The sequence below is a fragment of the Chitinophagales bacterium genome (assembly GCA_017303835.1).
GTDB lineage: Bacteria > Bacteroidota > Bacteroidia > Chitinophagales > Chitinophagaceae > JAFLBI01.
In genome coordinates this window covers 818,005-843,479 of the sequence record JAFLBI010000001.1, presented here as the reverse complement: position 1 = coordinate 843,479, position 25,475 = coordinate 818,005, and the positions used below count along the sequence as shown (strand labels likewise).

Below are 25,475 nucleotides of genomic sequence, written 5' to 3'. Positions count from 1 at the left end.
TTTCTGGAATTCTTTGCGCGCCTTGCGTGAAATCTGGGCATCGTTTTACTGACGAATCAATAAATCGTAAGCCCTTTCCCCATAATACCGATAACCCATATTCACTGCTGCAGTACCAATTAAGATGGAGTGAATGAAACCATTTTTTTCTACTTGTTGGGTATGGTAGATGGCTCTCTCGGGGTTGTCTTTTAGGTAAACATTTACTCGTTTATTGGCAGACTGGTAATGGCTGATGGTATCTGTGTTGCAGGTAAAGCGGAGTGCTTGCAGGTCTTGCAACATTTGCTTGCTTTTATACCAAGTGCCGCCGCGGGCGCTTACCACGGGCTTGCCATTGTACAAAGCAATACTGTCGTTATAGGCAAACACTGTTAGGTAATGGCTGCGTTTTTGGGTAACCCATTCTTGGAGTTGTTGTGCATAGCTGCTGTCGTACCCATAATTGCTATCGAGAAAAGTGATGCGTTGCAATTGTTTGGGTAGTTTAGGATTGGCATCCAGATAACCGAAAATAAAACTGCCGCCACCGCTATGGCCGTTTAGGTGTAAGCTGTATTGTTTTAGTTGAAGCGTTTGCACAATGGTATCTACCAATGCATTGATTTGCGTGCGGTAATCAGCATGTTGTCTTTTCCATTGCGGCCATGCTTTGGCATCGTTCTCCAAATACACCACAATGATATTTTCTTTAAGCATATTGCGTACAAATCTTGTTTGTGCGTCAATGTGCTGAATATCGAAATGCCAGTCGTCGCCCGTCGCTAGGCGTTTACCCATGGTTTGTGCGGTGGTATTGCCATTGGGCAGTGCATAGAGCACCAATTGCGCGCGGGAAAAGTTTTGGTTTGTTGGTTGGTCAATCGTTACCTGTATGGCATCCCTGAAACGGAAATGAATCAGTGTATCGCTATTGCTAAATGCGTAGTTATTTATGCATAGTAGTAAAAGGGAGAACAGTAGTTTAGGTAAGCGCATGCAGTAAATTAATAATTAACAATGAAGAATTAAGAATTGGGGTGTTTACGCTTAATTATTTGAGATTTCGGATTTAATATTGATTACGCGTAATTAATAATTAGCAATTAAGAATTAAGAATTGCAGCTTTCTTATCTCTCAGCAAAAGAATACTTCTCAGAAACTCCTTGCGTGAAATTGAACTTATTATCTAAAGGGTTAGTGTAAGATAAGTGCATGTTTGTAAAACATGACGGGGTGGTGCATATACCCCTCAGTCCCCTTACGGGGCCAGCTCCCCTTGGCAGGGGAGCATACTTTTAATTTTAAAGGTGAGGTAAAAAAAATCCCGATAGTTACCTATCGGGATTTTCTATAGAAAAGCAGTGGTTTACTGCTTCTTGGTTTCTTTCTTCACCTCAATATTGAGATCCATTTTGTCGCCAAGCTCTACTTTCAGTTTCTCAACAACTTCTTTACTTTGCTCAACACCATTGATGGTTAATTTACCGTCTTTGAAAACAACGGATACATTTTCACCATTGGTTAAGCCTTCTTTCTTCATGGCTTCAATCAATGCATCATAGTTGCCTTCCACCTTTACGTCAGCAGTTTTGGTACTGTCGTTGCTGGTTACTTTCACTTCCATTACCTGCTCAACTTTATGCTGATAAGGCTTAGGTGCACTACCTGCATGTACTTGTGCCAAAGAAGGAGCGATTACCAGAGAAACGATTGACATCAACTTGATGAGGATATTCATTGAAGGACCAGATGTATCCTTAAATGGATCACCTACGGTATCACCAGTTACAGAAGCTTTGTGTGGATCAGACTTCTTGAAGAATACTTCACCATTGATCTCAACACCTTTTTCAAAGCTCTTCTTGGCATTATCCCAAGCACCACCTGCGTTGTTCTGGAACATACCCATCAGTACACCACTCACAGTAGCACCGGCGAGGAAACCACCCAATGCTTCTGGGCCGAGGATGAAACCAATGATGATTGGAGAAATGATCGCGATAGCACCTGGCAGCATCATCTTCTTGATAGAAGCTTCAGTAGAGATGGCCACGCACTTATCGTATTCAGGCTTACCTGTACCTTCCATGATACCTGGAATTTCGCGGAACTGGCGTCTTACTTCTTCTACCATGCTCATCGCAGCTTCACCAACAGCTTGAATAGCCAGTGAAGAGAAGATGAATGGAATCATGGCACCAACAAATAAGCTGGCCAATACTTTCGCTTTATAGATATCGATACCGATCATGTCGTAACCATTGTGCTTGATCACACCCACATAAGCGGCAAACAATGCCAGGGCAGTGAGGGCAGCAGAAGCAATGGCAAAACCTTTACCGGTAGCAGCAGTCGTGTTACCAACTGCATCCAATACGTCAGTTTTTTCACGAACTTCTTTAGGCAATTCGCTCATTTCAGCAATACCACCTGCGTTATCAGCAATCGGACCGAATGCATCGATCGCCAATTGCATCGCAGTAGTGGCCATCATACCAGCAGCAGCAATCGCTACACCGTATAAACCGGCGCACTCAAAAGAACCCCAGATACCACCAGCCAAAACGAGGATAGGTAATAAAGTAGATTCCTTACCTACAGCCAAACCACCAATTACGTTGGTAGCGTGACCAGTAGCAGACTGACGAATGATACGCATTACAGGACGCTTACCCATGGCAGTATAGTACTCAGTGATGATTGACATCAGCGTACCTACAGCCAGACCAACCAGGATAGCACCGAATACACCATTACGTGTGATGGCGATAGCACCTTCACGGATGGTTTCAGTACCCTCGATATAGTCGCGCTTCAGATAAACTGGCGCTTCAGGTAAGATATAATATACCAGTGCTGCAGAAGCAATGGCCGTTAACACAATAGAACCCCAGTTACCCAAGTTCAGGGCCTTCTGTACGTTGTTGGTGCTGATGCCAGCAGAATCAGACACACGTACAAACAAAGTACCTACAATAGAGAAAATGATACCCACACCGGCAATCAACATTGGCAGGAGGATAGGGGCAAAACCACCGTAATTATCGGTAGATACAGCTTCCTGACCCAATACCATTGTTGCCAATACTGTAGCTACATAAGAACCGAACAAATCGGCACCCATACCAGCTACGTCACCCACGTTATCACCTACGTTATCAGCGATAGTGGCTGGGTTACGTGGATCATCTTCGGGGATACCTGCTTCCACTTTACCTACGAGGTCAGCACCTACGTCGGCAGCCTTGGTATAGATACCACCACCCACACGGGCGAAGAGGGCAATAGATTCAGCACCCAGAGAGAAACCGGTCAGTACTTCAATGGTCTTTACCATTTCTTCAGAAGTAGCAGCGGCACCTGGTGCAAAGATTTGCTTCAGGATCAGGTATAAGCTACCCAGACCCAATACAGCCAGACCGGCAACACCCAGACCCATTACAGAACCACCAGTGAAGGATACGTTCAGGGCCTTGGATAAACTTGTCTTAGCCGCTTGTGCAGTACGCACGTTGGCTTTAGTGGCAATGCTCATACCGATCCAGCCGGCAAAAGCACTTGCAACCGCACCAAAAATGAATGAAACTGCAATGCTCCAATGGCTGTTCTCATTCTTTGAAGCCATAAAGCCCAGCAAAACAGCAACGAGGGCAACGAAATAGAAGAGGATTTTCCACTCGGCTTTCAGGAAAGCCATAGCGCCTTCAGCAATGTGGTCACTGATACCTTTCATTTTGGCATCTCCGGCATCTTGTCTGCTCACCCAGCCATACTTGATGAATGTGTAGAGCAATCCCACGATACCCATCGCCGGAACGGCGTAGAATAGTGCATTGTTCATAAGCAATTAATAGAGGATTTGATGGTTATTGAATGGTTTTTAGGATGATTGGTTGGCAAAAATAGGGGGAAATGGACTTGAAAGTGCCACTAATCCTGCTTTTTGAGCCGATTACACCTTGTAGCATGTGATAGTTTTGGTTGATGTAGCGCAGCCAGCCTTATACCGGATGCGGGCATATAACGAAAAATGGATGTTTTTATTCTTCAAAATCCGTTGAATCCGCATCATTTGTGAGAATCAGCGGGAAGCGGCGGCCCAGGCTGTAGATCATTTTATTGAACTTATTGCCCAGGATAATGACGGTGGCCGTGTCTTCAATCAGTCGGGTGAAAACGGTATTGTTTCCGTGCCACCAACCATTGTGGTACACAATCTTGGAACTGTCTTCATGAATAATCATTCGCCAACCCAATCCATAATTGTGTTGTGATTTGCGCTCGTTGCTCAGTGGTTCAAAAGCCATGCTGAGGGTACTATTCTTCACAAAACTGCCATCATACAGCACTTTATCCCAAATCAGCATTTCACGTGGCGTGCTATAAATATTCTTATCGCCATAGGTACAATCCAAGCGTTCCAGTCCGTACACACGGTTATTGTACATATATGAAGGTATGTAGCGACCAGTATCGGCTTTGCTGAATACAAAACTGTTTTTCATACCCAATGGGGTGAATACACTATCCTTCATGTATTGTGGAAAAGACTGACCAGTAATTTTCTCCACCAACAAGGCCAGCATCACATAATTGGTATTGCAATATTGAAAGCGGGTATCGGGGCGTGATTGGATTGCGGGCTTTTTCTCGGCCATGAAATCCAGGATATCCTGATTGGTGAGCAATCCCGGACGGAAAGGATCTTTCACCGGTACATATTTCACCACCTTGATTTTGCGGCCCTTTCTGCCTTTTCGATAGGTAGTGACGGCCTTTGTTTCATTAGTGAAATGCAGGTAATTGGGCATACCGCTTCGATGTGATAAAAGCATTTTGATGGTCATGCCTTCATAAGGAAAGCTGGGGAAATGCGTGCGCACATCATCATCCAATCCAAACTTTCCCTGTTCCCACAAATGCAATACAGCCATCGCTGTAAAGGTTTTTGAAACAGATGCCAAGTGAATAGGCGTATTGGCATCCATGAGTTCGCCGGTGCGCTGGTTATAATACCCTTTATAATCTTCCAGTAATATCTCGCCATTCTTGGCAATGATGATACCGCCACTGAATGCGACTTTACCCAATGTCTTCTGGTATTCCTCCTGCACTGCCGCAGTGATGCGTTGTTTGGTGGAATCCGGTATGGGCTTAAAGCGAAAGTTTTTGGGTGTATAAGATTGCTCGGTAGGCTGGGCCTGACAAGACACAGTTACCAGCATAATAAGGCTGTAAACGAGGGTACGGGGATGCATGTTCAATTCTTGACGCGGGCAAATATAACAGAATCAATACGTGGGAAAACCCACGTGGAAAACTTGGGGCAATCAAGTATTTTCGCCACATGAGCAAAGCAGGTACCAGTTATCCCAAAGAGAAGATCAATATTCTCTTTTTAGAAAATATCAGCGAGAAAGCAGTTCAGCAGTTCAAACAAAATGGGTATGTGAATGTGCGCAAACTGAGTGGTGCGTTGAGCGAAGCTGAGCTGATCAAGGAAATCAAGGATGTACACCTCTTGGGTATTCGTTCCAAAACACAGATCACCGCTAAGGTTTTAGATGCAGCCACCAAGTTGCAGGCGATAGGTTGTTTCTGCATAGGCGTGAATCAGGTAAACCTGAAAGCTGCTACACAAAAAGGGGTGGTGGTTTTCAATGCACCATATAGCAACACACGCAGTGTAGCAGAACTGGTGATTGGTGCAGCCATCATGTTGATCAGAAGAATACCCGACAAGAATAAAGCAGCGCATGAAGGTCGTTGGTTCAAAGAAGCCAAGGGCAGTTATGAATTGCGTGGCAAGACACTGGGCATTATTGGTTACGGCAATATCGGTTCACAAGTGAGTGTATTGGCAGAAGCATTGGGTATGAAGATTCGTTTCTACGATATCGAAACCAAATTGCCACTTGGTAATGCAGTTGCGTGTAAGTCGCTCAAAGAAGTAGTGAGCCAATCAGATATTGTGAGTCTGCATGTACCTGAAACCAATCAGACCAAGAATATGGTCAACAAAGCTTTGCTGAAACAATTCAAGCAAGGTGCCATACTAATCAACTATGCGCGTGGCGAGGTTGTAGATATTCCTGCACTCACCAAAGCTTTAGAAGAAAAACAATTGAGTGGTGCAGCCATAGATGTGTTTCCAGTAGAACCTGAGAAAAACGGCGATGTGTTTGAATCTCCATTGCAGGGTTTGCACAATGTATTGCTTACACCACATATCGGTGGTTCTACTGAAGAAGCGCAGGAGAATATTGGGGAAGATGTCAGTATCAAATTGTTTCAATATTTAGAACGCGGTATCACCAATGGTTCGCATACAGTACCACCAATCAGTCTGCCACCGGTAGATGGTGCGCACCGCATTTTGCATATCCACAACAATGTGCCCGGTGTGTTGAGTGCGATTAACACAGAATTGTCGAAACACAATATCAATATCGTTGGTCAGTACTTAAAAACCAATGATGCCATTGGTTATGTGGTGCTCGATGTGGACAATAAACTGTCTAAGCGTGCGCTCGAATTACTCAAAGCAGTAAAGCATACCATTAAAGTGCGCATGCTCTATTAACCAATTGCTTTTAGGATTTTTTTGCCGCGTGCGCGGAAAGCAGGTGTTTCATCATCCCATCTTTCTTCAATGATGAGTTTGAGTTCATGAAGGATATCCGGATAGACTTTGGATAGATTGAATAGTGTGGTCAGCGAAAATGCTTTGATGGCTGCCGGTGTTTGGATGTTTTCAATGAACCCAAAGCAGGTATTCATCACATCTGCATGATAGGTTTCCGGAATCTCGAGTTCTTCTAAGACTCGTACTGCATTTCTAATGACAGCAGGATGTGCATCTTTTCTTTGTAATGCAGCAACCAATACGCCGATATAAGGCTGAACCAAATTTGGTTTTGTGCGTGCTGCCCAGCTTACGCTCCATGCAGCACGCTGTGCAATGCGGTATTCCGGATCGAGATAGCAATCCATCAATTCCTTGAAACGTTTTGAAGAACTGCAGGCATACCTAGCAATACGTGTGGCATTGGCCTTGCTGTGTTCTTCCAGTATCGCTTCGCGGATATTCATTATTGCAACAACTGTTTGATGCGTTGTATTTCTGCAGCATCTGTAAAGTCTTGCCTGAAATCTTCCGGCATTGCGGGATTCATAAAAGTACAAGGCGACTCTTTTAAAATTCTCGCAGAAGTGTGAAACTCAGTAGCACCTGTGAAGCTGCGTATCATCTCAATATTGCTGCTGTTGATGCCACTGCCGGGCATGATGATAATGCGACCATCAGCTTGATCCACCAAGGTTTTAATCAGTTCTTTTCCATCCGGTGCTTTGGGTTGTTGACCGCTGGTGAGGATGCGTGTGCAACCACATGCTATAATCGTTTCCAAAGCTTCGAGCGGATCTTTACAACGATCAAATGCACGATGAAAAGTCACATCCAAAGGATAAGCAGCTTCAACGAGTTTCGCTGTATTTTCTTTATCAATCGTACCGTCAATATTTAATAAGCCAATCACGACACCTTCAAAGCCCAGTTCTTTACACAGCAAGATATCTTTTTGGATAATCTCGATTTCTTCAGCGCGATGATAATAATCGCCGCCACGCGGACGAATCATCGGGAAAATAGGAATAGCTACTTTTTCTCTCGTGGTTCTTAGATAACCATAGGATGGGGTAGTGCCACCGTTGGCATAGTTCTCACACAATTCAATTCTATCCGCACCTGCTGCTGCAGCAGCAATCGCAGTTTCTGTATTGAAGACACAAATTTCAAGTGGTAAAGACATTAGATCAAAGGTTTGGCGTTCACTAAAAAGTTTTTATCGGCAGCGTGACAAACTGCAAAGCTGAAGCCTTTTTGCAAAGCATAACCACCATATTCACCTTTATTGTTGATCGCAATAAACCCTGCCTGAATGGCTTTGGCTTTGTCCATGCCTTTTACTTTCAACAATCGTTCCATAGCTTTTTTACAAGCTTGTTCGGGGTGCATACCTTGGCGCATAAACTCTACAATGGTATGTGCACCGCAGATGCGGATGATATCTTCTCCTTGTCCTGTTGCAACAGCTGCACCTGCATCCTGATCTACAAACAAACCTGCACCGATGATCGGCGAATCGCCAATACGACCGCGCATTTTAAAGCCCATGCCACTGGTGGTGCAACTGCCGCTGAGTCGGCCTTTGCTGTCGATGGCAATCATACCAATGGTATCATGGTTCCATTCGCCGTTGTCCAACATGTTTGGTGCAAAAGGACCGTGACCTTGATTCTCTCTGTTGATGGCAGGTTTGTATTCCGATTTTTTCAACCAGTTGTCATAAGCACGTTTGGCATCAGGAGAAAGATCTGGCTTCTCTAATGGAAAACCTTCTGCTACTGCAAATTGCTGGGCACCTTCACCAACCAACATCACATGTGGTGTTTTTTCCATCACACGGCGTGCTACAGAAATGGGATGTTTGATACGTTCCAGAAAAGCCACACTGCCGCAATTGCCTGCTTCATCCATAATGCATGCATCCAGTGTTACAATACCATCGCGATCAGGATTGGCGCCCAGGCCCACGCAACAGTTTTGTGATGCTTCGGTAACACGCACGCCAGCTTCAACTGCATCCAGTGCATAACCACCTGAACCCAGAATTTGCCAAGCAGCTTTATTGGCTTCAATACCTGCATCCCAGGTAGATAGCACCAATGGTTTATGTGCTTCTGCTTTACCTCGAAAACTTTGAAAACTCAGACTGCCCAAACCCAGGGAAGCGTATTGTACAAATCGTCTTCTGTTGATCATGTGTTGGATTGAATTTCTAAAGTAGTGGCTTTTGGAGAAAGTGTGGAGAAGACAATGAATTTTATTTTGCTATTTGTTTAGTTGTCTTCTCCGGGGACTTAAGTCCCCGGTAATAATGTATTTTTTTTAGTAGAATCTATTACCGCAGACTTTAGTCTGCGGATAAAAGAATGGTGTTAGTTAGCTTCTCGTTCTCTTCCGGGGACTGAAGTCCCCGGTAATTATTTTAATAGCTAGGGGGACAAAACGACGAAGTCTTTCAATATGAATAGCAATAAGTAATTGAAAATGCAGACAACCACGAAGTGATGGAACACTGATCGAAATAATTGTACACAGTCCATTTGTTTTGCTGAATCCGATTTATCTTCCCACTATGACCACTGCTTTGTTTGCCGAATTGCGTGCTATATGGAACTGGCCTGAATCAACGACCTATGCACCCATTGGTTCGGGACTCATTAACCATACTTGGAAAGTAGTGGCTGGAGAGGAGGTTTTCATACTGCAAAGTATCAATCAGGCAGTATTCCAACGTCCGGATTGGATTGATGAAAACTTGGGTTTGCTACACACATATCTGCAAGTACATCAGCCTGAATACTTGTTTACAGCACCTGTCCCGTCTGTGTATGGACAAACACTTTGGGAAATTGGTGATGCTTTTTATCGCGTATTTGCTTACGTACCTAATACCCACACAGTAGATACGGTGGATACTGCTGAGCAAGCTTTTGAAGCAGCCAAAACCTTTGGCAATTTTACAGCAGTGCTGCAGGATTTTGATGCTACGCAATTGCGCATCACCATTCCTGATTTCCATAATCTGACCTTACGCTATCAGCAGTTTCAGGATGCGTGTAAGTTTGGTAATCCATCGCGTATACAAGAGTCGATGTCGCTGATTCAGGAACTACATCAATACCATCACTTGGTGCAGCAATACGAGGCCTTTATCAGTCACGCACAAACAAGCACACGTGTAACACATCATGATACCAAGATCAGCAATGTCTTGTTCAATGAGGCTGGTAAAGCCGTTTGTGTGATTGATCTGGATACGGTGATGCCCGGTTATTTTATCAGTGATTTGGGCGATATGTATCGCACTTATGTTTGTCCAGTTTCAGAGGAAGAAAAAGATTTTAGCAAGATTCTAGTGCGAGAAGATTGTTGTAGGGCTATCGAAGAAGGTTATCTCTCCGTCATGGGCGATGTGTTGAGAGATTGGGAGAAAAAGCATATCCGTTTTTCCGGACATTTCATTGTGTATATGCAGGCTCTGCGTTTTCTCACCGATCATTTGCTGAACGATGGTTACTATGGTGCAAAATATCCCGGACATAATTATGTACGTGCCGGGAATCAAGTACATTTATTGAGCGCATTGATGAAGCGTGAATCGACAATCATCAATCGATAATAACCAATTGAAAATAATCAATCGACAATCATCAATAACCCTTACCATGTCAACTAACCGCAGAAAATTCTTACGCAACATTACATTAGGTGCAAGCGCACTAGCTACAGGCTTGCCAGAATCTATGGCCCAGTTTGCGCAAAAGCCAGGCGTATTCAATATGAGTGGTTATGCAGCACCGAAGATGGATACAGTGCGCATCGGTATAGTAGGTTTGGGAATGCGCGGCCCTGGTGCGGTGGAACGTATGTCGTTTATTGAAGGAGTTGAGATCAAAGCTTTGTGCGATCAATATGAAGAAAGGGTAGTGAAGGCACAGGAGATTGTAACCAAAGCCGGTCAGCCAAAACCGATTGGTTATTACGGTAGCAAGGATGCTTGGAAGAAAATGTGTGAAAGAGATGATCTGGATCTCATTTATATCTGCACACCCTGGCATTTACATACACCCATGGCCGTATATGCCATGGAGCATGGTAAACATGCGGCAACCGAAGTGCCTGCTGCGGTGAGCATGGAAGAATGCTGGCAATTGGTGGTGACTTCAGAGAAAACCAAAAAGCATTGTATGATGCTGGAGAATTGCTGCTATGATTTCTTTGAGCAGCTTACTTTGAGTCTTGTGCGTTTGGGCATGTTGGGTGAAACGGTTCATGCAGAAGGTGCCTATATCCATGACCTGCGCGATTTGAATTTTATGAAGGACAATGCCGGCGGTTATGCTGAAATGTGGCGCTTGAAGGAGAATGCCGGCCGTAATGGTAATTTATATCCAACCCATGGTTTGGGGCCCATTGCCCAATGCTTGAACATCAATCGCGGCGATCAGATGGATTATCTGGTGTCTGTAAGCAGTGCCGATTTCATGATGCAGGCCATGGCGAAGGATAAAGCGGCACAGGATGCATTTTTTCAACCTTATACTGACAAGCGCTATCGCGGCAATATGAATACCACCATCATCAAAACCCATAAGGGCAAGACCATGATGGTGCAGCATGATGTTACTTCGCCCAGGCCATATTCTCGTATTCACTTAATTAGTGGCACCAAGGGTGTAGCCAGTAAATGGCCTTCGCCAGAGCGAATTGCTTTCGGACATGGCTGGCTAAAGCCGGATGGTTTGAAAGAGCTGTACGAGAAGCACCAGACACCGTTGGTGAAACATGTGGGTGAGATTGCTAAAAAGATCGGTGGTCACGGGGGGATGGATTTCATTATGGACTGGCGATTGATTGATTGCCTGCGAAATGGCCTACCATTGGATCAGGATGTGTACGATGCGGCTTTATGGAGCGCCATTGCACCCTTGTCAGAGCAATCCGTAGCCAAACGCGGCAGAAGCATGGATATCCCAGATTTTACACGAGGCAACTGGAAAAACAACCAGCCGGTGGATATTGCACTGGAAAAAGGTAAGACCACCAAGGTTAGGGCTGTTGTGGAATCAGGTAAACAATTGTAAGCTTGTAACTTTTGTGTCAGCAGTCCGTTACATTATAAAATCTGCTGCTCATGCAAAAGTTATTATCATTTCTAATTATCTCATTATCATTTATTTCAGTTGCTTCAGCGCAAAAATACTTGAATGATAAAAATGCCCAAATCCGTAAAGTAGAAACCTTTCATGGAATTGAGGTTTCGGGTGGTATCGACTTGTATCTTGACCAAAGTAATTCCACAGCTGTAGCTGTAAGTGCAACCGATGAAGAAGACCGCGATATGATTAAGACGGTTGTGGAAAACGGTATTCTCAAGATTTATTTTAAAAAGCCGGATAGTTGGCTCAGTGTTTCATGGGGAAACAAGCAGCTGAAAGCTTATGTCTCTGTAAAACAAATAGATATACTCAGGGCTTCCGGTGGATCAGATATACTGATCAATGAAGGCCTGAATTGCCAGAACCTCAGCCTGAGTTTGTCCGGTGGGTCTGATTGTAAGGGCCGCGTACAAGCCCAGGAACTACGTATCCAAGCAAGTGGTGGTAGCGATGCGATTCTCGAGGGTCAGGTTAATCAGTTAAAAGTGCAGGCATCCGGCGGCAGTGATGTTAAAGGTTACGGCTTGGTGAGCAATATTGCTAATCTGAGTGCCAGCGGCGGTAGTGATATTCATGTATCCGTACAGAAAGAATTAACGGCAGACGCCAGTGGCGGTAGTGATATCTATTATAAAGGTGAACCAGTTAAGCGCCATGTTAGCAGTTCCGGCAGTTCAGATATCAAACGTAGTAATAAATAGATAATCAATAGCTTATATACTTAGGGCTGTCATCTGGCAGCCTTTCTTTTTGATTATTTATTCTTATAATTAATATTATGTTAAGTTTAATTGTAGAGAGAAAGCCATCATTGCTGACGGCTATTCTTTAGATTAGTTATTAGGGCTAACCCTGATGATTCTACCAGGCCCTTCTACGCACAGGTAGATATTGCCATCGGGGCCCTCTTTAATATTACGTACTCGACCAATGCCATTCCAAAGCTTTTCAGTTTCGGCGACTTTATCACCTTGAAACATGATTCGATGCACATGGGCACCAGCCAATGCGCCTGACATCAGGTTGCCATACCATCTTTTGAATTTTGGATTGGTGACAACGATTAAGCCACTGGCTGCTATCGATGGTACCCAATACGTTACCGGTGGCTCGATGCCTTCTTTTAAGGGACTGGCCGATACGGGCACACCATCATAGTTCTTACCATAGCTTACCAATGGCCAACCATAGTTTTTCCCTTTTTGAATCAGGTTTAGTTCGTCACCGCCCATTGGGCCATGCTCTGTTTCCCATAATTGATCGGTGAATGGATTATAAACCAATCCCTGCGGATTACGGAGACCATAACACCAAACCGTGCTTGGTGCTGTTGCTCCCGGGAATATGGGGTTATCTGCCGGCACTTTACCATCATCCGTCATCCTGTGGATCTTTCCCCAAGGAGATGAAAGATTCTGGGCGTTTTTATTGGGCGAATTTTCTCCCCCATAACTGGTGGTGCCACCTTCACCTACGCTTAAATAGAGATATCCTGCTTTATCAAAAACAATTCTACCGCCATAATGCCCTCTCCAAGCAGAGGGCGTATTGGATTTTAGCAAAGTTTCCATGTTGCTCACCTGATTACCATTTAGCTTGAAGCGTATCAGGTTAATAAATCCTCCTGTTGAGGAATAATTGGCATAAATCCAGCCATTGCTGGCATAATTGGGATGTAGCTTGATATCCATTAAACCTCCCTGTCCGCTGGCATCAATATCAGACGGTAAACCGCTGATTTCGGTGAGTGCATTGGTGGTTTTATTCACGCGCACTAGTCTACCCCGTTTCTCTGTGAACAACATGTCTCCGTCTGGTAGAAAATCCAGGCCCCAGATTACTTCACGGTTATTTACGACCGTTGTACTCGTGGTGACTGGGCTCTGAGATTGGGTGGTATCTGTAAAATTTACATTTTCCTTACAAGCTGATATAAAAAGCACAGCTGCCAATAATAGGTTTGTCATGGATTGCATGCTTGTCTTTATGATAAATACGTTTATGAGGATAAATTGGTTCTACTAAAAAAGCCCCTTTTTGAGGGGCTTTTTATTATTAATTGAAAGAGTCGTGTAAACCATCATAGAGTTTGTACTTAGCCTCGTAAGCATCAAATGCTTTCTGATCCTTACCGCGGGCTTTATCGCGCTTAAATCCGTAGAGATTTGAAAGGAAGTCAACAGACTTATTACCGATACTGTTTTCAGTCTTGGTTCTGCTACCCTTATCCTTAAAAATAGTGTAAGCTTTCTCCAACCACTCAATTGCAATATTCACTTCCTGATCTACGATCTTTTCAATATCTGCATTTGCTTTTCTGATTGGGTCTGTCTTTGTCTTGATATCAGCTTCTACAGCCGCTTTCTTCTTTGGATCTTTTTCTACTTTCTTATTTGCATTGATCTCCTGCAACTGCTTGATATTGGCTCTGTAACGATCATCCCACACGCCAAAATCATTGTAATGGATAACGCCTACGTTAAATGCAGCCAAACCATTCTGGTTATTCTTCTCATAAGCTTTTTTGAAAGCTTCTGCTGCTTTATGCTTGAACTTATCAATTGTAAGGCTGTCCATCTTATCGCGCTCTTCTCTTGGGATATTGTAAAACATATCACCAAACAGGAGATACTTGGTTTCAGTTAATGTGCCTGCCGCATCTTCCTTATCAAAAAGATCTACACGCTCAGCGAGATTGTAATTCTTCTCGAGGTATTCAGTTTCATACTCATCCCATTCCATCTTAGGGAAGCGCTCTTTAGAAAGAGCCAGGTATTTTTTGAATTCAGCTTCTTTCTTTTCATTGATTTGATTGTACAACACATAGCGGTAGAGTTCAGACATTTCCTGTCCGCTCATAGACACTACATTATTATCAATCAAGCGCTGATAGTATTTTGATGCAACAGCTTCTTGCTTGGCATTCTGTGCAGAGTAGCCGGCATATAAAATAGAAGTAGTATCAAAAGGCATCGCAACACTACTCCACTTGTTAGAGAAAATAAGGTCGCTATATTCAACAGCTACTTGAAAATAGTTGGCTGCTGCATCCCATGCTTTTTCTTCAAACTTCTTTACGCCCTTGCCAAAAGAAGTAGAATACAGGTCAAAGAAACCCTGTGCATTATTCTCTTTTACGAACTTCAACTCTTTGTCGTTTTGCAGATATTTTCTCGATGCTTCATCTGCAATTTTGAATGCATCAGGATATTTTGCCTGCATCGCATCATCCTTATACAAAGCCGCATAAATACGACTTCTCCAATACCAATACTCCGGATTGGTTTGTGCTTTAGGATCACCACTCACTTTTTCAATTTCTGTACGGGCATTCTCTACCTGGTTCAGGAGTACTGCTGTTTTAACCTTATCCAGTTTCTGGGCCTGACTCAGTTGAAATACACCGGTCATGGCTGCAAGCAACAATAGCTTTTTCATACTTGAGGTTTTCTTATTGGTTTTCTGTTGCATCAGAAGCTGTGGTATTATCCTCAGCTGGCTGATCATTGTTGGTTGTGTTTTCGTTGGTCTCGTTACTTTCTGCATCTGTTGGTACGATCTCCTCTTCTTCCTGTTCATCAATTTTAGAGATGGCTGCAATTTCATCACCATCATCCAGTCTGATCAAAATTACACCTTGTGTGGCTCTTCCCGCCTCTTTGATGGTAGAAATTGCTGTACGAAGTGTGATACCTGATTTACAGGTGATGATCAGGTCCTCCTTCTCGCTCACATCCTTAATACCTACCAATTGGCCGGTCTTATCAGTTACGTTGATGGTTTTTACACCCTTACCACCTCTATTGGTGATGCGGTACTCATCAATTGCTGTTCGCTTACCAAAGCCTTTCTCGCTCACTACCAATACAGTACGGCTGGTATCTTCTTTATTTACACAAATCATACCAATTACTTCATCATTGGCATCTTCCACTTCAATACCGGCAACACCTATCGCACCGCGGCCCGTTGGTCTTACTTTTTCTTCTGGGAAGCGAATGGCACGACCGCTTTTCACCGCCATCATGATTTCGGAGTTACCGTTCGTCATTCTTGCTTCCAGCAACTGATCGCCTTCAACGATGGTGATGGCATTTACGCCATTGGCTCTTGGTCGGCTGAAATCTTCCAGTGAAGTTTTCTTGATGATACCTTTTTTGGTACAGAGTACGATATAATGACTTTGTACAAATTCTTTATCATCCAGTTTCTTCACATCAATGATGGTGCGTACTTTATCATCTGGAGGTAACTGAACTAGGTTCTGAATAGCCCTACCCTTGCTCTGCTTCTCTCCTTCCGGAATTTCATACACACGCAACCAGTAGCAACGACCTTTTTCTGTAAAGAACATCATCGTGTCGTGCGTAGATGCGACGAAGAGATGCTCTACATAATCTTCTTCTCTGGTTTTGGAGCCAATAGCACCACGACCACCCCTGCGCTGCTGACGGTATTCTGTTGCAGAAGTTCGCTTGATATAACCCAGATGTGAAATGGTAATCACCACATCTTCTTCTTCAATCAAATCTTCGATACGCATTTCATCTGCGAGGTATTGAATCTCGCTCTTACGTGCATCACCGAATTTATCTTTTACTTCCTGCAGTTCTTTTTGAATCAGTTCGTAACGCAGTTGTTCACTACTTAACAATTCTTTCAAACCTGCAATCTGGATCATGAGTTGATCATATTCTTCCTTGATCTTCTCACGCTCCATGCCTGTCAGACGCTGCAAACGCAGTTCCAGAATGGCTTTGGCCTGAATTTCATCAAGGCCCCAGCCTGCGTTAATCAGGTTTTCCTTTGCGATATCCGGTGTTGCAGAACTACGAATCAGTCGGATTACTTCATCCAGATGATCCAATGCAATCAAATAGCCTTGCAAAATATGCGCACGTTCTTCCGCTTTGCGCAATTCATACTTGGCTCTTCGGATCACCACTTCCATTCTGAATTCTACGAACTCACTAATGAGATCTTTCAGATTCAAAATGCGCGGTCTGCCTTTGGACAGAGCCACATTATTGATACCAAAACTGGTTTGCAGTTCTGTATACTTATAAAGTTGGTTGATGATTACGTTTGCAACAGCATCACGCTTGAGGTCAACCACAATACGCGTACCCTCACGCTTATTACTTTCGTTGTTTACGTGTGCAATGCCCTCGATGGTCTTATCATTCACCAGTTGACCGATACGATCTGTTAGTGTATCACGGTTTACCTGATAAGGCACTTCTGTAATCACAATGGTTTCGCGACCGCTTGCTTTGGTTTCCACATGGCATTTGCCACGTACCACCACTCTACCGCGACCGGTAATCATGGCTTGCTTTACGCCCTCCATGCCATAAATGATACCGCCAGTTGGGAAATCGGGGGCTTTCACATACTGCATCAATTCTTCTGCAGTAATGTCTTTGTTTGCGATATAAGCAATACAACCATCCACAGCTTCGCTCAGGTTGTGCGGCAGCATATTGGTAGCCATACCAACGGCAATGCCACTAGAACCGTTTACCAGCAATTGCGGAATGCGTGTAGGCAAAACCGAAGGTTCTTCCATTGAATCATCGAAGTTCAGTTGGAAGTCGACAGTCTCTTTTTCAATATCATCCAGCATGGCTTCACCCAAACGCTGTAAACGCGCTTCGGTATAACGCATGGCCGCTGGACCATCACCATCCTGGTTACCGAAATTACCTTGTCCGTCAACCAACATGTAACGCATGCTCCATTCCTGTGCCATACGCGCCATAGCATCGTAGATAGCACTATCACCGTGGGGGTGGAATTTACCCATCACCTCACCCACAATACGGGCAGCTTTTTTATAAGGTTTGTTGGAGGCAAGGCCTAATTCATTCATTGCATACAGGATACGGCGATGTACAGGTTTCAAACCATCGCGTACATCGGGCAGGGCACGACCAACGATTACCGACATCGAATAATCGATATAGGCCGTTTTCATCTGCTCTTCGATATTTACCTGTATAATCCGGTCGTTATCGTTCGTTTCTTCGGGTATCAGATTCTCTTCCATGAACAGGTTTCAATTGTGAATTTCAGCGCAATAATTCCGGCTTTTTTGCCGGTGGGCGAAGTTAATTTTTTGAGGCCGGAATACCAACCAAAAACAGGCTTTTTTCAGGCGTTTTATCCACAATGTTGACTAAATCATAACTGATTTATTTTCAGTTGTTTAAAACTGGTTTTGTAAGCCGATTTTTTTGCTGCTTTCAACCGATCTTTTATCGTTTCTTTGGAAACTATTTGATCAGCCATTTTTGAACCCTTGCCATGAAAAAAATTTGCTTGTTTGGAGCCGGAAAATCAGCTACTGTTTTGATGGATTATCTGCATGATTTATGCGTCCAGAACAATTGGCCCATTACGATTGCTGATCAGGACTTAAAGCAAGTACAAGCCAAATTACCTGCGAATACACCTGTTACAGCTGTAGCGCTGAATATTCAAGATGATGCAGCACGTGCTGCGCTAATCAGCGAACATGAAGTGATTATTTCCTTAATGCCGCCCACCCTGCATGCATTGATAGCCAAAGACTGTCTGGCATTACACAAACATTTGCTAACTGCTTCTTATGTGGATGATGGTTTGCGCAGTATGCGCGATGCCATTGCAGAAGCAGGTTTGTTGTTTTTGTGTGAAATGGGTTTGGATCCCGGTATTGATCACATGAGTGCAATGCAATTAATTGATGGCATTCATGCGCAAGGTGGTGTGATACATCGTTTTCATTCACACTGCGGCGGATTGGTTGCACCAGAGAGTGATGATAATCCCTGGCATTACAAGATCAGCTGGAATCCGCGTAACGTGGTGAATGCCGGCAAAGCCGGAGCCGTGTATCAGGCTAATGGTGCAGTGGTTGAAAAAAACTATGCGCAATTATTTGCAGAAGCTGGTTCTGTGCATATCCCAAGCATTGGTGAACTGGCCTATTATCCCAATCGTGATTCCCTGAGTTATATGCCTTTGTATCGTTTGGAAAATTGCCAAGATTTTCTGCGCACTACCCTACGCTATCCGGCTTATTGCAAAGGCTGGAACGCCATTGTGCAATTGCGGTTAGCTGATGATCAAATCACTTACACATTTACCCAAATAGCTGTGCGTGATTTTGTGCAAGCGCATCTCGCCAAACAGCAGCTAGAATGGTTATGGAAAGATTTGCTGCGTGATGCGGAGCTGGGTTTATTATTGGATTATCTGGGTTTGATGAGTGATACAATCATTCCAATCCAAACAGGTACAGCCGCAGATGTATTGCAATGGTTATTGGAAACCAAACTGGTACTGCACCCCTCAGATAAAGACATGATTGTGATGCTGCATGAGATTGGTTATACTTTAAACGGGCAGCACAAACAAATTCAAAGCAGTTTGGTAGTAAAAGGTACAGACGCTTTACGAACTGCTATGGCCAAGACTGTAGGCTTACCATTGGGTATTGCCGCTAAGCTCTTGATTGAAAACAAAATTCAACTGCGTGGATTACAGATTCCTACTTCGCCTGAAATATATTCGACCGTGTTGGAAGAGTTGGATACAATGGGGATTTGCTTTCAGGAATTAACAATGAATAATTAAGAATGAATAATTAGTTTGTTGATTTTGTATGATATCTGATATAATAATATTTTTCCTTCGCTAATCTTAACCGCAAAGGCACAAAGACGCGAAGATTCGCGAGGAGCTTTTATGAATGAAGAATTAATAATTAAAAATGAATAATTAGTCAGTTCATCGGCTGATGTTATACATATAGAATGCTTTCTTTTTAACCGCAGAGTGCCAGAGTTACGAGAGGTAGCGCAGAGATAGGTTTCAAATTTGAAATTTTTGATTTGAGATTAGCCTACTGTATTAGGCTTTCGTCTTGATCTTGATATCAACAGGCTTCTAGATTCTATTGGCTTTCAAACTATTCACGGATCACGACTACCGATTCGCGAATCCTTAGTACCACCTAAACGAATTATTAATTACTAATTATTAATTCTTAATTTTTTGCCCCCTTTTTCTTAACCGCCTTCGTCTCCTCCTGATTCGGTTGTATAACCCACTCATAATCCAGCTGTCGTTTCTCCATATTTGCTGCCACCACACGGATATGCACTTTGTCACCAATGCGGAACTTTCTGCCGCTTCTTCGGCCTACTAAACTATAATCTGATTCTACATGTCGGAAATCATCGTAATCACTTAAACTAATCACATTCACCAAGCCTTCGCATTTATGCGCAACGGTTTCTACCCAGAAACCAAAACTGGCCACGCCACTTACCACACCTTCAAATACCTGACCAATATAGCCATGCATAAATTCTACCTGCTTGTATTTATTGGCGGCTCTTTCTGTTTCCATCGCTGCACGCTCCTGCTCACTGCAGTGCTTGCATTTCTCTTCCATCTTTTTGTCTAAAGCAGGCTTACTGTCCAGTACTGATTGTAGTACACGATGCACCAATACATCTGGATATCTTCTGATGGGTGAAGTGAAATGGCAATAATGTTCAAATGCCAATCCGTAGTGTCCTATATTCTGGGTTGTATATGCAGCCTTGGCCATGGTGCGAATACCCAACTGTTCCAGCACATGCTGTTCAGGTTTGCCCTTTACATCATTAAGCATGGTGTTGAAACTGGCGGCAATTTTTTCCGGACTGCTGATATCAAACTTATGTCCGTATTTACGTGCAAATTCAATGAATGGAGCGAGTTTGTCTTCATCTGGTGTATCGTGCACACGATAAGGAAACGGAAGGGCTTTTTTGTTGACTTCAATTTTGGCAATATTCTCTGCTACAGTTCTGTTGGCAAGCAGCATAAACTCTTCAATCAGTTGATGTGCTTCTTTGCTTTCTTTTACAACAATGCCAATTGGCTTTCCTTTCTCATCCAATTTAAAGCGTACTTCTTGAGAAGAGAAATTGATTGCTCCTTTTTTAAAGCGTTGCTTGCGTAGTTTTTGTGCCAGATCATTCAGGAATAATACCACCTCTTTGTTAGGCCCTGCTGATTTTCCTTCGATGATGTCCTGTACATCCTCGTACGTGTAGCGATGATCAGAATGTATCACCGTTCTGCCCAACCAGTATTGCTTCACCTCTGCTTTTGCATTCATCTGGAAGATGGCAGAAAAAGTGAATTTATCTTCATGTGGTCTTAATGAACACAGTTCATTTGATATTTTCTCCGGCAACATGGGGTTTACACGATCTGGTAAATACACCGATGTGGCACGCTTGTAGGCTTCTTCATCCAGTGCAGTACCAGGCTCAACATAATAGCTTACATCGGCAATGTGAACACCAATTTCATACTGTCCGTTTTTCAACTCTCGATAGGAAATGGCGTCGTCAAAATCGCGTGCATCTACAGGGTCAATCGTGAAAGTGAGTACACTTCTGCAATCTTTTCTTTTGGCAATCTCATCGCTGCTCAATACTTCCGGCAGTCTTGCTGTTTCCTCCAGGACATCATCACCAAAACTCAAAGGAAAACCGGCTTCTGCCAGTAATTCCTTCATGGCTGCATCGTTCTCGTCTTCTGCGAGCAATACTTGTATCACTTCGCCAATTGGTTTACGATCAGTTTTCTCCCACTGTACCAACTTGGCTATAACACGATCCTTATGCTTCGCACCATTGAGACTTTGTAGTGGAATAAATAAGTCCGGCATAGGTTTATCAGTATCCGCTACAAAAAAGGCGAAATTGGTAGAGAGCTGAATATGTCCAATAAACTCTGTCTGCTTACGCTTTAATACTTCAATGATCTTGCCATCTCGCTTTCCTGTTGACAAGTTTTCCTTCACCACTTTCACCGTAACTGTATCACCGTGCAATGCATTATTGAAATCGCCGGGGCGAATCATCACATCCGATTTATTATCGCCCACCACTACATAGCCCATACCTGAACGCGTAACATCCAACACGCCTTTTAACTGGTGTGATGCAGTGAACTTCTTGAGTCGCTCTTTACGCTGTTTGCTCTTTTGTTTCCTGCCCATGTTGTTGTTTGAATTGTTGTAGGTATTGTAGCACCTGCTGATCGAACTGCTCACCTTCATCAAATAAGAAACGGTGACGGATTGGTACTACATAAATAGGCAGCGCATGCAACTCTTCCGTGAATTTCACCAAGCGCATGGCATCTTTTTCTGTGGTCAGTATGAGTTTGTCCTTGGCCTGAATTTTATCAAACTGAGTTTTAATTTCATTCAGATCGTCAATAGAGAAAATATGGTGATCACTGTAATCCTTCTGATAATACGTATGCGCTCTTTCCAGCAGATAATCCTTTAGAGGTTTTGGATTCGCAATACCACATACCAATAATACCTCGTCTCTGGGTGTAATCACCCATTCATCGGTGCGCTTGATAATGTGATAAGGAGTTCCGTAATCAATGGTTGTAAAGAATACTCTTTGTCCGGGTGCTGGCCTCAGCTGACGAATAATTTTTTCTTTTTGCTTGATGGTTAAATCAGCCGGACATTTCGTAACCACAATCACTTGTGCCCTGTCTGCAGACGACCACTGATCACGCAGATCGCCGGTAGGCAGAAAGAAATCATGCACATATAAATCACCAAATTGTGTCAATAGAATATTGAAACCTGCTGCCACTTCTCTATGTTGAAATGCATCATCCAGTATAATGCAATCCAAATCAGGTCGGTCGTGCAATAATTGTGGTATTCCATCAATTCTTTCCTCAGCAACTGCCACTGAAATATCCGGAAACTTACTGTGGAACTGCATGGGTTCATCGCCTATTTCCAACGCAGTGGTGGTTTCACCAGCTAATGCATAGCCCTTGGTCTTTCTTTTATAACCACGGCTGAGTGTGCCGATAGTGTACTCTTTGTGCAATAGACGAATCAAGTATTCTGTCATAGGTGATTTACCTGTGCCGCCAACAGCTAAATTGCCTATGCAGATAATGGGATAATTGAATTTGGCTGCTTTTAGATAGCCATGATTGTACAACCAGTTGCGGACAATGATAATCAGGCCATAGAGCAGGGCAAATGGCAGTAAGAGTACCCGGAATGAACTGAGAAAAAACGCATTAAAATTCATAGATACGGTCTGGTGTAACGCAGTGTGTTAAAGGTACATCATATTGATCTCGATCTGTGATCTTTTCGATGGGGTTAAAATAGCTGAAACCAATACGTATGACATTAGGATTACAGCGTGACAGATAGCGATCATAAAACCCCTTGCCATATCCTACTCGGTAGCCATCTAGATCGCAGCAAAGCATGGGTACTAGTATTACTTCCAGTTCTTCCGGCTCGATAATATCACCAGCTTTGGGTTCTGTTAATCCCAATTCCTTGGTTTGATAAATGGTATCTTCCGTAATGCGTACAGCTGTTAAAATATGTGTAGCAAAATCCGTTACCGGATAAGCCAAATCAAGGTCAGGTAATAAATGACTGAGGTATCTGCTGAACAATAAGGTATTAGGCTCACCTAGATGTGTGAGCGGCCAATAGCTCATGACTTTCTGAATACCGGTGAAATCCAATTGCTGAAATTGCAATAGCAATAAATCGTCCATTTTCAATCGCTCCCGACTCTCAATGGCCAAACGTTTGGCTTTGAAATATTGCCTGATTTCTTTTTTGGTCATGTTAGCACCTCCAATAAAGCTGGTCGTATGCGTGCAGCTTGTGCAGCTACAAAAGCCTTATCAAGATTTGTTGCCAAAGGAATACTACCTAATGTACGGATTCCTGTCCAGCCTACAATCTCTTCCTCATACTGCATGAACTGATCGTTAAACAACCAGCCAAGCACAGGAATATTGCGCTGTTTGCAGGCTTCTGCTGTTAAGAGGGAGTGATTGATGCTGCCGAGGTAATTCCTGCTGACGAGTATCACCTGCGCATCTAATGCCTGAATCATATCAGCGATAAACTGCGTTTCATTGATGGGTACCAATAATCCGCCAGCACCTTCAATAACAAGATGATTGTTTGTTTTGGGCTTGTTGTTTACGATAGTACTCAGGTCAATAACCACACTTTCTTCTCTCGCTGCAATATGTGGTGAAGCGGGCAATGCCAGTTTATATACTTCCGGATGAAATTGTGTTTGTGTATTGCTGATGAGTGATTGAACGGTATGGCAATCTGTACCTTCTTCATACCCGGACTGAATGGGTTTCCAGTAATCAGCACCCAAGGCCTCTGTAATAATGGCTGCGGCAACAGTCTTCCCTACCCCTGTGCCGATGCCTGTAACAAAAATCGGTTTACGCATTTGCTTCGTTTGTAAAAAATGAGAACACGGTGGTACCGTAGTTTCGTTGAAAACTAAATCCTTCGAAGTTTTCGTATTGGTTGCGTGGGGTATGTTCTAATACAAAAATACCGCCTTGCTTGATGAGTTTACGCTGCACAATGATGCGTGGGATGTCATCTATCGGACCAAGCGCGTATGGCGGACCAGCAAAAATGAAATCATATTGATCATTGCAGCCCTGCATGAAGGCGAACACATCCATCTTGATGACTTTGCAATTTTCAATACCGAGTTTAGTAATATTTTCTTTGATGAAAGCATGCATGTGCACGTCTTTCTCAATGATGGTAAGGTCTGAAGCCCCTCTGGATGCCAGCTCATAACTGATACAACCTGTGCCGCCGAAAAGATCCAAACTTTTGGCGCCTTCAAAATCAATTCTGTGCTGGAGTATATTGAAGAGCCCTTCTTTAGCAATGTCGGTTGTAGGTCTAGTATGCGGCATTTTGGCCGGGGGGTGAATACGCCTGCCACCAAATTTTCCTGAGATGATTCTCATACCACCAACTTTAGCATGGGCGAAAGATAGTAGGCAGGATAACCTGTGAGGCCTTTCTGCAGATCACCGGAGATATGGATCTCATCCATGCGTACAGACCCAAAACTATTTCTGAGGTGTACCATCCAATCGCTCTCTGCGTTGAAAAGACCGGAGAGGAAAAGCGTAACTGCTCCAGGACTCACCTGCATTTGCTGACTGATATTCAATAAATGATATAATAAATCAGCTTCGCTGCTGAAGTATTTGGACTGCAAAACTTGTACCTGCCCTGCCTTGCGGAATAGAAAGTTCACATTGCCGTGATACACTTGTGCGATCAGCAAATTGGTAATATGCTGGTGTTTACTCGCTTCCTGCATAAGCTGTGCATACACATGGCTGGCTGTAACAATCAGAAAATTTCTGCCAATTGCATCCATTAAGCTTTGTGAAATGCGGTAGATACATACTGTTTGTGGATGATCAGGAATACGTTCGTATTTGAATACGGTGTTTTCATGATCACCAAATAGAAGATTCAGAAAATCTTCTCCTGCATTGGTACCCAGTTTATCTGCAGGAATCAAAGCAGCTTCAGGGAAGTTGAAATAGATATGTGTATTCGTGAAATGCCTGGCCAATATTTGTGAAGCCGCACGCGTATGGTACAGGATATTGTTCCAGTCGCCATGCTCGTCTTCCAGCTCAAATAACTCGAAAGCAATCAGCTGACCAGTTACCGGCTGTTTCACCATGCAGGCAATATGCCCATCTGCTATTTCCAGAATCAACAAATCGTTACTGCCGTAAGCGGGTTGTTGTTGTTCGCCATAAAGCCCTATCTTCCTTTGAATCATTGGGTTCAATT

At 43.5% G+C, this 25,475-nt stretch carries 20 protein-coding genes; 5 read left to right on the top strand and 15 right to left on the bottom strand.

All coding sequences use genetic code 11. The features are described from left to right. Window positions 1-45: 45 nt before the first annotated feature. From J0L83_03815 to J0L83_03805, 3 genes are all read right to left on the bottom strand, one after another. Window positions 46-978 carry a hypothetical protein gene (locus J0L83_03815; GenBank protein MBN8663672.1) on the bottom strand — a complete coding sequence of 311 codons (933 nt, stop codon included), beginning with the start codon at window positions 976-978 and terminating at the stop codon, window positions 46-48. A gap of 371 nt (window positions 979-1,349) precedes the next feature. Then, window positions 1,350-3,824: a sodium-translocating pyrophosphatase gene (locus J0L83_03810; protein ID MBN8663671.1), complete on the bottom strand. Its 2,475-nt coding sequence runs from the start codon at window positions 3,822-3,824 to the stop codon at window positions 1,350-1,352. A 199-nt stretch (window positions 3,825-4,023) separates the two neighbouring features. Next, window positions 4,024-5,241: a beta-lactamase family protein gene (locus J0L83_03805; protein MBN8663670.1), complete on the bottom strand. Its 1,218-nt coding sequence runs from the start codon at window positions 5,239-5,241 to the stop codon at window positions 4,024-4,026. 89 nt (window positions 5,242-5,330) lie between these two features. On the opposite strand from J0L83_03805, the gene serA reads away from it, so the two are divergent. After that, window positions 5,331-6,566: a phosphoglycerate dehydrogenase gene (gene serA / locus J0L83_03800; GenBank protein ID MBN8663669.1), complete on the top strand. Its 1,236-nt coding sequence runs from the start codon at window positions 5,331-5,333 to the stop codon at window positions 6,564-6,566. Here serA and J0L83_03795 read toward each other — a convergent pair. The 3 genes from J0L83_03795 to J0L83_03785 are packed head-to-tail and all read right to left on the bottom strand — an operon-like array spanning window position 6,563 to window position 8,807. Then, complete coding sequence (locus J0L83_03795) at window positions 6,563-7,075, bottom strand: hypothetical protein (GenBank protein ID MBN8663668.1); 513 nt, start codon at window positions 7,073-7,075, stop codon at window positions 6,563-6,565. The genes serA and J0L83_03795 overlap by 4 nt on opposite strands. Then, window positions 7,075-7,794 carry a copper homeostasis protein CutC gene (locus J0L83_03790; GenBank protein MBN8663667.1) on the bottom strand — a complete coding sequence of 240 codons (720 nt, stop codon included), beginning with the start codon at window positions 7,792-7,794 and terminating at the stop codon, window positions 7,075-7,077. Before J0L83_03790 ends, J0L83_03795 begins: the two co-directional genes overlap by 1 nt. Then, window positions 7,794-8,807 carry a N(4)-(beta-N-acetylglucosaminyl)-L-asparaginase gene (locus tag J0L83_03785; GenBank protein ID MBN8663666.1) on the bottom strand — a complete coding sequence of 338 codons (1,014 nt, stop codon included), beginning with the start codon at window positions 8,805-8,807 and terminating at the stop codon, window positions 7,794-7,796. The genes J0L83_03790 and J0L83_03785 overlap by 1 nt, the downstream gene beginning before the upstream one ends. Window positions 8,808-9,183: 376 nt before the next feature. On the opposite strand from J0L83_03785, the gene J0L83_03780 reads away from it, so the two are divergent. Genes J0L83_03780 through J0L83_03770 form a run of 3 tightly spaced genes read left to right on the top strand, consistent with a single transcriptional unit; the run spans window position 9,184 to window position 12,471 of the window. Next, entirely contained in the window at window positions 9,184-10,230 is a 1,047-nt protein-coding gene (locus J0L83_03780) for an aminoglycoside phosphotransferase family protein (GenBank protein MBN8663665.1), read from the top strand. 46 nt (window positions 10,231-10,276) lie between these two features. Further along, on the top strand, window positions 10,277-11,695 hold the full coding sequence (locus tag J0L83_03775; GenBank protein MBN8663664.1) for a Gfo/Idh/MocA family oxidoreductase: 1,419 nt from the start codon (window positions 10,277-10,279) through the stop codon (window positions 11,693-11,695). A 50-nt stretch (window positions 11,696-11,745) separates the two neighbouring features. Further along, entirely contained in the window at window positions 11,746-12,471 is a 726-nt protein-coding gene (locus J0L83_03770) for a DUF2807 domain-containing protein (GenBank protein MBN8663663.1), read from the top strand. Window positions 12,472-12,603: 132 nt separating this feature from the next. Here J0L83_03770 and J0L83_03765 read toward each other — a convergent pair whose 3' ends face one another. The 3 genes from J0L83_03765 to gyrA all read right to left on the bottom strand — a co-directional run bounded on the left by J0L83_03765 (window position 12,604) and on the right by gyrA (window position 17,819). Continuing rightward, entirely contained in the window at window positions 12,604-13,737 is a 1,134-nt protein-coding gene (locus tag J0L83_03765; GenBank protein ID MBN8663662.1) for a PQQ-dependent sugar dehydrogenase, read from the bottom strand. Window positions 13,738-13,825: 88 nt separating this feature from the next. Beyond that, window positions 13,826-15,208 carry a hypothetical protein gene (locus J0L83_03760; protein MBN8663661.1) on the bottom strand — a complete coding sequence of 461 codons (1,383 nt, stop codon included), beginning with the start codon at window positions 15,206-15,208 and terminating at the stop codon, window positions 13,826-13,828. Between the two features lie 13 nt (window positions 15,209-15,221). Continuing rightward, the gene (gene gyrA, locus J0L83_03755; GenBank protein ID MBN8663660.1) at window positions 15,222-17,819 is read right to left on the bottom strand and encodes a DNA gyrase subunit A; all 2,598 of its coding nucleotides are present in this window, start codon (window positions 17,817-17,819) and stop codon (window positions 15,222-15,224) included. A gap of 257 nt (window positions 17,820-18,076) precedes the next feature. Here gyrA and J0L83_03750 point away from each other — a divergent pair, with 257 nt between their 5' ends. Then, on the top strand, window positions 18,077-19,390 hold the full coding sequence (locus tag J0L83_03750) for a saccharopine dehydrogenase NADP-binding domain-containing protein (protein ID MBN8663659.1): 1,314 nt from the start codon (window positions 18,077-18,079) through the stop codon (window positions 19,388-19,390). 412 nt (window positions 19,391-19,802) lie between these two features. Here the strand turns inward: J0L83_03750 and rnr are convergent, their stop codons facing one another. Genes rnr through J0L83_03720 form a run of 6 tightly spaced genes read right to left on the bottom strand, consistent with a single transcriptional unit; the run spans window position 19,803 to window position 25,464 of the window. Then, window positions 19,803-21,818, bottom strand: coding sequence for a ribonuclease R (rnr, locus tag J0L83_03745; GenBank protein MBN8663658.1), 2,016 nt, complete (start codon window positions 21,816-21,818; stop codon window positions 19,803-19,805). Then, window positions 21,787-22,893, bottom strand: coding sequence for a tetraacyldisaccharide 4'-kinase (gene lpxK, locus J0L83_03740; protein MBN8663657.1), 1,107 nt, complete (start codon window positions 22,891-22,893; stop codon window positions 21,787-21,789). Before lpxK ends, rnr begins: the two co-directional genes overlap by 32 nt. Beyond that, window positions 22,883-23,452, bottom strand: coding sequence for a 5-formyltetrahydrofolate cyclo-ligase (locus J0L83_03735; GenBank protein ID MBN8663656.1), 570 nt, complete (start codon window positions 23,450-23,452; stop codon window positions 22,883-22,885). The genes lpxK and J0L83_03735 overlap by 11 nt, the downstream gene beginning before the upstream one ends. Further along, window positions 23,449-24,084: a dethiobiotin synthase gene (gene bioD / locus J0L83_03730; GenBank protein ID MBN8663655.1), complete on the bottom strand. Its 636-nt coding sequence runs from the start codon at window positions 24,082-24,084 to the stop codon at window positions 23,449-23,451. The genes J0L83_03735 and bioD overlap by 4 nt, the downstream gene beginning before the upstream one ends. Then, window positions 24,077-24,625 (bottom strand): RsmD family RNA methyltransferase, encoded by a 549-nt coding sequence (locus J0L83_03725; GenBank protein ID MBN8663654.1) that lies wholly within the window; start codon window positions 24,623-24,625, stop codon window positions 24,077-24,079. The genes bioD and J0L83_03725 overlap by 8 nt, the downstream gene beginning before the upstream one ends. Beyond that, window positions 24,622-25,464 carry a DUF3822 family protein gene (locus tag J0L83_03720; GenBank protein ID MBN8663653.1) on the bottom strand — a complete coding sequence of 281 codons (843 nt, stop codon included), beginning with the start codon at window positions 25,462-25,464 and terminating at the stop codon, window positions 24,622-24,624. The genes J0L83_03725 and J0L83_03720 overlap by 4 nt, the downstream gene beginning before the upstream one ends. Window positions 25,465-25,475: the final 11 nt, after the last annotated feature.

Coding starts and splice junctions, on each gene's coding strand:
- J0L83_03725 (MBN8663654.1), bottom strand. CDS start 24,625: ATGAGAATCATCTCAGGAAAATTTGGTGGCAGGCGTATTCACCCCCCG.
- J0L83_03780 (MBN8663665.1), top strand. CDS start 9,184: ATGACCACTGCTTTGTTTGCCGAATTGCGTGCTATATGGAACTGGCCT.
- J0L83_03735 (MBN8663656.1), bottom strand. CDS start 23,452: ATGACCAAAAAAGAAATCAGGCAATATTTCAAAGCCAAACGTTTGGCC.
- J0L83_03765 (MBN8663662.1), bottom strand. CDS start 13,737: ATGACAAACCTATTATTGGCAGCTGTGCTTTTTATATCAGCTTGTAAG.
- lpxK (MBN8663657.1), bottom strand. CDS start 22,893: ATGAATTTTAATGCGTTTTTTCTCAGTTCATTCCGGGTACTCTTACTG.
- J0L83_03815 (MBN8663672.1), bottom strand. CDS start 978: ATGCGCTTACCTAAACTACTGTTCTCCCTTTTACTACTATGCATAAAT.
- J0L83_03775 (MBN8663664.1), top strand. CDS start 10,277: ATGTCAACTAACCGCAGAAAATTCTTACGCAACATTACATTAGGTGCA.
- J0L83_03785 (MBN8663666.1), bottom strand. CDS start 8,807: ATGATCAACAGAAGACGATTTGTACAATACGCTTCCCTGGGTTTGGGC.
- J0L83_03810 (MBN8663671.1), bottom strand. CDS start 3,824: ATGAACAATGCACTATTCTACGCCGTTCCGGCGATGGGTATCGTGGGA.
- bioD (MBN8663655.1), bottom strand. CDS start 24,084: ATGCGTAAACCGATTTTTGTTACAGGCATCGGCACAGGGGTAGGGAAG.
- J0L83_03750 (MBN8663659.1), top strand. CDS start 18,077: ATGAAAAAAATTTGCTTGTTTGGAGCCGGAAAATCAGCTACTGTTTTG.
- J0L83_03795 (MBN8663668.1), bottom strand. CDS start 7,075: ATGAATATCCGCGAAGCGATACTGGAAGAACACAGCAAGGCCAATGCC.
- J0L83_03790 (MBN8663667.1), bottom strand. CDS start 7,794: ATGTCTTTACCACTTGAAATTTGTGTCTTCAATACAGAAACTGCGATT.
- J0L83_03805 (MBN8663670.1), bottom strand. CDS start 5,241: ATGCATCCCCGTACCCTCGTTTACAGCCTTATTATGCTGGTAACTGTG.
- rnr (MBN8663658.1), bottom strand. CDS start 21,818: ATGGGCAGGAAACAAAAGAGCAAACAGCGTAAAGAGCGACTCAAGAAG.
- J0L83_03720 (MBN8663653.1), bottom strand. CDS start 25,464: ATGATTCAAAGGAAGATAGGGCTTTATGGCGAACAACAACAACCCGCT.
- gyrA (MBN8663660.1), bottom strand. CDS start 17,819: ATGGAAGAGAATCTGATACCCGAAGAAACGAACGATAACGACCGGATT.
- J0L83_03770 (MBN8663663.1), top strand. CDS start 11,746: ATGCAAAAGTTATTATCATTTCTAATTATCTCATTATCATTTATTTCA.
- J0L83_03760 (MBN8663661.1), bottom strand. CDS start 15,208: ATGAAAAAGCTATTGTTGCTTGCAGCCATGACCGGTGTATTTCAACTG.
- serA (MBN8663669.1), top strand. CDS start 5,331: ATGAGCAAAGCAGGTACCAGTTATCCCAAAGAGAAGATCAATATTCTC.